The 9,088-nt window shown below is 45.1% G+C and carries 6 protein-coding genes and 2 pseudogenes; 6 read left to right on the top strand and 2 right to left on the bottom strand.

Annotated elements, in window-relative coordinates; translation table 11 throughout:
* The 6 genes and pseudogenes from H6G92_RS37015 to H6G92_RS37040 form a co-directional block, all read left to right on the top strand.
* A pseudogene (locus tag H6G92_RS37015) lies at positions 1–1,277 on the top strand (hypothetical protein); the annotation flags it as partial.
* A gap of 188 nt (positions 1,278–1,465) precedes the next feature.
* On the top strand, positions 1,466–1,642 hold the full coding sequence (locus H6G92_RS37020; protein ID WP_190901617.1) for a hypothetical protein: 177 nt from the start codon (positions 1,466–1,468) through the stop codon (positions 1,640–1,642).
* 108 nt (positions 1,643–1,750) lie between these two features.
* Complete coding sequence (locus H6G92_RS37025; RefSeq protein ID WP_190901618.1) at positions 1,751–3,217, top strand: hypothetical protein; 1,467 nt, start codon at positions 1,751–1,753, stop codon at positions 3,215–3,217.
* Positions 3,218–3,219: 2 nt separating this feature from the next.
* Positions 3,220–4,620: a radical SAM/SPASM domain-containing protein gene (locus tag H6G92_RS37030; protein ID WP_190901620.1), complete on the top strand. Its 1,401-nt coding sequence runs from the start codon at positions 3,220–3,222 to the stop codon at positions 4,618–4,620.
* Positions 4,617–6,722 carry a ferritin-like domain-containing protein gene (locus H6G92_RS37035; RefSeq protein ID WP_190901622.1) on the top strand — a complete coding sequence of 702 codons (2,106 nt, stop codon included), beginning with the start codon at positions 4,617–4,619 and terminating at the stop codon, positions 6,720–6,722. The genes H6G92_RS37030 and H6G92_RS37035 overlap by 4 nt, the downstream gene beginning before the upstream one ends.
* Positions 6,719–7,828, top strand: coding sequence for an NAD(P)/FAD-dependent oxidoreductase (locus H6G92_RS37040; RefSeq protein ID WP_190901624.1), 1,110 nt, complete (start codon positions 6,719–6,721; stop codon positions 7,826–7,828). Before H6G92_RS37035 ends, H6G92_RS37040 begins: the two co-directional genes overlap by 4 nt.
* Before the next feature lie 492 nt (positions 7,829–8,320).
* On the opposite strand, the gene H6G92_RS37045 is transcribed toward H6G92_RS37040, so the two are convergent.
* Together H6G92_RS37045 and H6G92_RS37050 are read right to left on the bottom strand one after the other, a co-directional pair.
* Entirely contained in the window at positions 8,321–8,611 is a 291-nt protein-coding gene (locus tag H6G92_RS37045; protein ID WP_190901626.1) for a hypothetical protein, read from the bottom strand.
* A gap of 10 nt (positions 8,612–8,621) precedes the next feature.
* A pseudogene (locus H6G92_RS37050) lies at positions 8,622–9,088 on the bottom strand (hypothetical protein); the annotation flags it as partial.

Here is a 9,088-nt window from a genome sequence, read left to right on the forward strand (position 1 = left end):
CAAACAAAAAACTTGGAGTCATGGGCTTGGCTGTTGACAACCAGAAAGCTGATACTGTGACTAAGTGGTTAACTGCTCAAAAAGTTGAATGGCAGCAAGTACCAACAGAAGATGTTATCAGGGAAACCCAAAAAGGTTTAACGGTCTTTAACTTGGTTGATAGCTCCATTCCTGCCAAAACTTTGTCGAGCATGACCAAGAAATTCGGGGGAATTATTGAGTCTACTCTTGAGTATCAGCAAAAGGTTAGCTCCCTTGCCACACGACCGCAGTTTTTGAAACCACCAGAACAATCAGCACAATCCCCGCCTCAACAAAGCGCTCAATTCCACCCAAACCAAGAGGTTCAAAATCTCGCCGTTGCCTCTCCTGTCATCAAAGGCAAACCGATTCCGATGAACTACCCTTTAATGATGCATGGTGACACTAATCCTTTACCTGTGGATACTTGCATTGATGCGATGAGAGGATATGGTCGAACTCACACCACCAGAGCTTATCAACCATACAAACAGTATGGATTTAAACAGGGTGATATAGCTCTGGCAGCAGGTATTGATAAGCAAGTCGCCTTTCGAGTCGGTAAACAGTATCAAATTACACCTGATATGATTGCTGACCCTGTTTATCAACAGCAATGGGCTGACATGGAAAAGCACTCACCCAAAGCATTACCAGAATTGTTTACAGGCAAAGGGCAGGTCTGGGGACTACATCTAGAGCCGTTGGGGGATTATGTGGACGGGAAAATAGTCCCGTTTCCTGAACTACAAAACAGAGCCGCAACCAACCAGGAAGTCCAACCTCAATCAGTTACTATTGATGACTTGAGAAATTGGTACAATGCCGCAGATAAGTTAGGGAAGTCGGAGAATTACAAAAAACGCATTGTAGAAGTTGCAAATGGGTTTAAAGCTGGTGAGCAATTATCAGAGTCAGCGTTGGCAGTAATGAATAAAGATACATCTGAGCTTGAAGCCATCAGTCGGCTGACTCAAATTGCTCAAAGGATTGGCATGGTCTGGGGTAAGTCTGATGAAAATGGTACTCAAGTTTCGGGAAAGATTTATGACTTGGCTTTCAATACCCAGCAGAGGGATTTAACTATTTCGCAGAAAAATGGGGAGGTAGTTTTAAACTTGCAATCTGGCAAGGTGCAGACTAATAAAGTAACTCCACAGATATTGCAAACTTTTGAGGATGCGAATAGTCAGATAGATAAAATTTTAGCGAAATCTCAAACACAACAAATAGACATACTTGGAATAAGCTGTTAGCTTTACTTTCCAATTAAAAATAAAAGAGTAGTTTTGCATAACTCCTTAGTACTTTTCCTTGTTAGTTACCGCCAATGGCATACTGTGCCAAATACGCTAAATATGCAGTTAACTTAGTTCAATGCAAGATTTAAGTCAGTCCAGGAATCGCGTTTTACTTCACTTTGCTTCCCGTACAAGAGTGGATATTGGAATTCCGTCTTGGTTATCTCGGTCGCTACTGGAGCCTGATAAGTGTTGCTGGCTTATTCATTGGCTTTTTGCTCTGTGCGCTGATATTTTTGCCATTGATTATTAATGTTAAAGCAGGGAATGTTCAAGCAGAAATAGAAAAGCTGTCCTCCACTACCATCAAAACGATCTAGCTATGTAAATATATGTAAAGTTTAACCTTCAAGTATGTGCTTATAAGGCGCTAAATATTCTAGAGTTTGTCTAGAGAGTATTTTATAATACATAACAAAACATTCTTTATGTCTTCTCAAGATCAGTTAATTCTTGAAGAAATTTGGATTTGTCCCCCCTTAGCCTTTGCTCGGTTTGGACAATCCCCATACCCAATGGAGAATTTCCATTGGGCGGAGAATGATTACTCGCCTCGGGGTACAGCTGAAACAGTCATCAAACCTGCACTAACGTTTAATATCGATCCCAACGGCAATATTTCTGCTTATTTGCCAGAAGAAATTCGCTTCAAAGATAAAGGTAAGTGGCGTCCGGTTTGTCCGTTTTTTGAGTTACATGGACGTTGGTCAGACGGGTATGAAGGTCCCATAGGACTAAATGAATTGCAAGCAGCTAAGTTGAGTCTAAATGATGTGGTGTGGCACGTGGAAGCAGCCAACCGCAAGGCATATCACTACACCTTGGCAGATGGGGATCTGGTTGCAGCTGCGATCGAAATTCCCGGTACAAATCATCTTTTACACCCGATATTGGGTCACAGTCCTGAAGGGGCAGAAAATTCTCTGATTCCCCCTGGCGTGGATATTCCATTAGGCCATGTGCAGGTAATTCGCCCTAATCCAAGTTGGCCTGAGTTGCGTTTGCGAATTACCCCACCGCAGGGATTGATTTATGCTCCCAGCAATAGTAGCGATCGCAACTTAACCCAATTGATCCCACTGATTCAAGACCGAGCGGTATTTTTGCGACAAATTAACTGTTGTCTCAATCCCAATGCTGCATGGCCTCACTGGAATCCAGGGTCTGGGGCTAATGAAGATCCGCGCACCAATCCTGGTGGTCTGTATGCTCAAGAACCGGATGGTACTAGCTTGGGATTTTTGGATGATTCCAATGACGGTTTGATTAGAGTGACAGTCACAGGAGCAAGTGTAGCTACAGGTAAACTTACTGCTTATGCTCGTTACACATGTTGTCCCCAGGACTTCCAACCGGACCGCCGACCATTTGTCTCCATTGCTGATGGTTTGAGCGATTTAGTCAAACGAGACGAAGTTTTACATCAAGCTTTTATTGAGGGGCGAAACTGGCCGGAAACAGAAGCCGAAATCGCTGATTTGATGCAACGAGTCCGCGAGACGATGGAAGCTTCTAATCTGGATCAGCAAAATTTGCGATCGCAGTTAGCCAATAACCCAAGTGACTCAGGCGCAGACGCTCCTTTCCCATTCGACCCCGTACCGCCACGCCCAGGGCATCCATTACCCTTAACCGAATTAGGTCGGATGAATCATGTGCGCTTTCTGGCTTACGAAGTGTTCAAGCAACGCATGGGACAACGCCCAGAGGTGTTTGAACAATGGATTCGCAAACCCACCGACGAACCGAAATCCTATGACAAACAAATGCCCGCCTTAATGCGAGGTTCCGATTCCTCACCGATGTCTATATCCCAACGTCAGTACTACTTGATGAAGGAATGGTTGGAAGTGTTGCAAAACGGTCAAAAAACATCTCAAGATGAGGATAGTTGATCATGAATTTGCGATCGCCACAGTCATCCATATCGCCGGAAGTAGACAATTTATCCCGCGACTTTCATCTGTTTGAGAGCGCTGTCGCAAAACACTTGCTGGTGGTGGACGGTTCGCGAGTATTCGATCTCGACGAGTCCACCGCCCAGCGCATCGCTCAATTGCTAGTGGTAGACGACTCTGTAACCGACCAGGAAATCGCAGACTTTCGCCAAGGCTTTGTGATGCCAGGTGGTCAGCCTGCCATTGATGATATTCCCCTCGAACCGCCTCCCCTGCGTTCCTTATCGTTGAACGTCGCCCAAAGCTGCAATCTTGGCTGTAAGTATTGTTATGCTGACGAGGGCAAGTTTGGGAGCAAAACACAATTCATGCCCCAGGACATTGCCCAGCAAGCCGTAGACCGTCTAATCGCCGAGGCCGAGCCAGGTGTAGATTTAGTTGTCGGGTTTATGGGGGGAGAACCTCTGTTAAACCGCCAATTAATCCACCACATTACCCGTTATGCCAGCCAGCGCGGCCAAGAAACTCGGCATAAAGTCCGGTTTTCTCTGACTACAAACGGCACCTTGGTTACGCCTGAAGATGCAGCTTTATTCGCCGAGTACCGATTTAATGTGTCTGTTAGCCTCGATGGGCCCCAATTACTCAATGACCAATTGCGCCCAACAGTCAACGGTCGGGGTAGTTACGAGGCAGTTTTACGTGGCTTAGAAGTCATGTCAGTTGAGCGTCCTGGTCATTTGTCGGCTCGCATGACAGTCACGCCCCAAAGCGGGCGCTTACTGCCAATTTTGCAGCATGTGCTGTCCTTGGGTGTTGATGATGCCGGATTTGCTCCGGTGCTGGTGTCACCCAATGCAGAGTATGCCTTTGGGGCTGAAGAGTTCGAGCTATTTTTGCAGCACATGATCGAATGTGGTGAGGTATGTAAACAACACCTGTTGCAGGGTAAGCGTTTCCCGTTTACCAACTTTGAAACGGCACTCAATGAAATTCATCGTGGTAGCCATCGTCCCTATCCCTGTGGTGCGGGTGCGGGTTATCTGAGCGTGAATGCTCAAGGCGAACTTTATGCCTGTCATCGATTGGTAGGAGATGAGGAGTGGGCTATGGGGTCAGTCCAGCAAGGGTCAGACTTTGCGGCTCGACAGCAGCTATTACAGCGCAATCATGTCAACTCCATCAAACCATGTAGTGATTGTTGGGCGCGTTACCTCTGTGGAGGAGGCTGTTACCACGAAGTCAGCAAACGTGGGCGAATTGGCTGCGATTACATTCGCGGCTGGCTGGAATTTTGTTTGGCAGCTTATGCCGAACTCTCTACTTACACCCCTGAGTATTTTGTGACTCCCGAAATCTACTTTGCAAACGGAATTACAAATTTAACTGGAAAAATATGAAAATTACCAAAAATAATAACCCGTGGCGGCCAAACGAATTCTCCCCCCAAGATCCAAAGGAATGGAAGATTTTTCCGCGTAACCTAACTGCACGAGCCGCTTACATTGTTCCCGGTAACCCGGCTAATACCCGCCCAGAAGATGCTGTAGACAATTGCTATCCTGGGTTGGAAATGGATGCCCGTAATCTACATAAGTATTTCTTCCCCGGTTTGTATTTTGAAGTCTATCGGGGTGATGGCGCTCGACTTGCTGAACTGACTCCCAGCGATCGCGCCGCCCAGTGGATTACCTTAGGATTGAAAGAAAGCGATCTCCAAGATGATTTGTTTTTGTGGATTCTCAAGGGGAAAACCGCTGCTGACCAGGATGCAGCGAATCCGCCTGCCATTGAGTTCGTTGATACTAAAGACTTGGGCGGCTTATATATCTGGCGGAAAGCTAATGCCCTGTTTCCTGGAAAAACTGCCGTGGCGATCGGGCCGAAACCGCCAGCGGATGGTGATAGTCTGAACGCTGCTAAAGCTCAATTAGATACCTCTTGGAACAATAACAATAGCCATGTAGAACGAGATACAACTGGTAAATTGAAATTTGCCATCCTGATTACAGACCGCTCAGTTTACTTGAGCAATCAAGGTGTCATTGACCCGGATGTTTACAAACCAGGTGAACTGACACGTACCTTGTGTACCCCCTGGACTTACGATTTCCGGGATTGCCAATGTTTTTATTGGGCATCCAACAAGCCTGATGTCAATAGCAGTGAAGATGGTAAATACCAATATCTTAACTTCCAGCGTAAGAACTCGAATATAGAACCACAAACCGAAGATATTGCTAACAGTTACGAAGCTCGTCGCCTCCGGGAAATCGACTATGCAGAAATGATGGTCGATTGGGAGCAACTGCGCCCAGTAGTGAATGGTCGGGAATGTGGCGAATCCTACAAACCCCCTGTTCCCCCTAAAGGGCGAATTCTGACTCTGGAACAAATCAAACAAGAACTAGCTTATTTAGCTACGGTAGAACACGCTCTAGCGGTGCAATATCTCTACGCCTACTATTCTGTAAATGCTCCAGCTGATGAGCCGCAAGAGCCAGACCTGAAAACATTCCGCATTTGGAAAGGGGCTAATGAGATCTTCAATATCGCTATTGATGAAATGCGCCATTTGCACTGGGTCAACCAAGTATTAAAGCTACTGGGAGCCGAAACGACTGTTAAACGCGCGGCTAAGATTGGACGCAGGTTTGAGGTACCCTTTTATTTGCAAAGTCTCACCAGCACTCAGTTGCAGTGGTTTATCGATGTTGAGGAACCTAGTCGCTCTACCTCGGCTGGGCTGGATGGGATGTACGTTGGTATTCAGACTTCGTTGCAACAGCTTTCACCAGAAGAGTTAGACCCAGAAACGCAACGTCGGGCGGTGGAAATCATCAAGCTAATCATTGATGAGGGTGAAGGACACTATGTGCGTTTCAGTACCGCCCAGCAAAACCTGGCTTTTTACGATAATGCGGGTCGTGGTGATTTGCCAAAATATATTCGCGGCGGTCAGTGGAGCCAGTTAAGCGATCAACCTAACCCGGAGTTACCTAACAGTAATCTCTATGGTGTTCCCCACGTTCAAGAATTAGGCAGCGAAGGGTTCATCCTGCAAAAACAAAGTGACGCTGTATATTTAACGTTGATAGTGTTTTTGAAGTTGGCGTTTGCCATGCAAGATGAGAAAATAAGTGGTGCATCGCTACGTCGAGCGATTTCTTTGATGTTTAAGCTGAACGCAATCAATTTTCAACTGGCAGAAAAAGGACTGACGCCACTGTTTACTATTCCTAAATGGTGGGAAAGCGATCCTCCCGTTACATCCCAGAAGATTGCACAAAGTTTGTTAAATACAGCCAAAAATCAATTGCTGGAATCGGGGGTATTGCAAAGCTCTGCGATCACTCAATTTGCCCGAAAAGCGCCATTGACTGAATCAAAGGTATTGAAAGAGCCGATTCTCTCTAAAGTTTTGCAGAAAGCCCACAATGAAAGCATTGATGCAGTACTTACCCATTTTGATAATGCCATTTCCCAAACCACGTTTCAATGAGTCAGTCTGAAGTTTGTTCCCTAACGATGAATCCTGTGGCTGTTGTTGGCGACAGTTTGAGTGCTTATGCTGTGGTTGCAGCCTTAGCTCGGCTGGGTTATCGTTGCGATTTGCTATGTGACCCAGCAAAATCTCACTTTTACGGGCCATCATTAGTACTCAACGATGTTAGTGAAACATTGCTTAGGGAGCTTTTCCCGGATGTGAATCTGGGTGTTTACAGTCAACGTCTGACTCATCGTTGGGTGCATTGGGGCACACAGCCAGTGCAGGTGGAACAGCCTGCATTGGCGATTCGATCGCACTCTTTACTACAGTTACTCCGAAACTCCAAGGTCATGCAGCACACCCGTGTGATTGATGTTAGTCAATTGACTGCTCAACAAATATCGCAGAAATATGCTTGGACAGTGTATACCAGACATAAACGAGGTGCGCTCGCTTTGCCGAAAAGTTCTCAGTTCTTGGTTGGTGGGCAACGAGTCATGATCGCTGCTGAGATACAAGACACGTCCAAATCTGCACATGTCTGTTATATAGAGTCGCTGGCTGACGCTTGGTTATTTTATGCTCCAGTCGATGGTGGCGCTATGCTTCAGGCATGTTTGCCTATAACTCCAGCCAATCCTCGACGGGCGTTGTTGGAATGTTTGTATCAAAGCACCACAATTAGCGCATTTATCAACGATTTGCAAAAGGTAGATTGTTTTTCTTCTGCCCCCCACTTGCAATGGCCTCTCTACGGTTCGGGTTGGCTGATGGTGGGCGAATCGGCAATTAAGATTGATCCTGTGAGTGGGGAAGGTACGCCTTTTGCATTACGCAGCGCAATATTGGCAGGGGCGGTAATTGATGCAATTTTGAGCGATCGCATTCCTGATATATCTGCATTAAATCATTATAAAACTAGATTAACTCATTCATTCATTTCTCATTTGCGAGGGTGTATCCAGTTTTATCGAGAAGTGTTTAGCACAAATTTAGCATGGCAAGCTGAAATAAATCAGATGATCGATATTGCTGAGACTCTATCGACTCAGCTAGAACAACAGGCTGTTAATGTGTTGAACTATCGGTTGATTGATTTTGAGTTGCACATTGGGTGAAGGGGTTAATTTTTCTACTCAGTACTCTTCATTCAATCATAGCCAGATTATTAAGCATCCGCTCAAGTACCCTCGTCAAACTCAAAGTAGGTAGCCAGTTCTGTATCAGCTATGATTGATGCATTTATTCAAGAACTTAAGGCAACAAGGGTTTAAGACCCCAGCCCTTTAAATGCGAACAAATGAACTATTCAATCAAACGCTGAAACCTTTACACTGTCTAGGGTATCAAATTAGGGCTTGAGGCTATCGCTATCGATGTCATCAAAGGCGATCGCAACATCAAAGACAATCAAAATATGGGGTTCCCCAGAGTACTAACTCCACGGTGAATTAATCATCCCTGTTGAATATATTTTTCCTGCTCATAACTTAATCGCCATATCAGATTATCGACTTCAAAGCTCCTAGATTTGCATTGGCGATGGTATCTCCGCCTATTTAATCTAATTGTAGATTTCTTGAAACAGAGTTAACAACTTTATTTGAGGGTTACAAATCAAAATCAAGGCTGAATGTTTCCCCTGAAGAATCTTCTTCTTTCTCCTGTGCAAATGGAGTTGGAGTCCAAGACGTGGGTTGGTTTGATTCAGTATTAATCGGTGTGGAAGCTAAAAGTTGTGCAGGTAATCCAGCCTTGATAAAAACAAAATAGCAATCAACTATAAAGTAAAGCGTGTCCAGGTAACTTTTATCTAGTTTTTGCGATTCTGCAAATATGCGCTCTCGGTAATTATCTTTGAGGCGAACTTTTTCCGGTGCTAAGTCTTTTTTATCTGCCATTGTTATAACTTTACTTAAGAGATGTAGATCCTGAATGCTTACTGCTGATGGTTTTTGCCATCTCTAAAAGCCCAAAGACATTGGCTTCTACCGGATTGTCCAGGATTTTGAAGCCGTTTTTCTCCAACAGCTTCTTAAATCCTGGTAAGAGACAGCCTCCACCAATCGCCCAGATTTCATCTCCCTGGTGCTTGGCATCCAGTGTCAGATTCACCACTTTCTTCAAGTATTTTTCATACCAATCTTTCAAACAAGCGCTGTATATATCTTTGATATCGATGTCACGACTGTATCGAGTATGCCCCATTTCCAAACAAAATCGGATTTTGGATGGATCTCCGATTTTTCCACCATTTAGATGTTTCATTTTTTGGGAGATATCATCGATGAGAACTTCTACACCGATGGGGTAGGCGGTATGAACTTCTCGCTGACCCCGGTTGTAACGAGAATACAGGGTCGTACCATTGCCAAAGT

Source organism: Nostoc foliaceum FACHB-393, assembly GCF_014698505.1.
Lineage (GTDB): Bacteria > Cyanobacteriota > Cyanobacteriia > Cyanobacteriales > Nostocaceae > Nostoc > Nostoc foliaceum_A.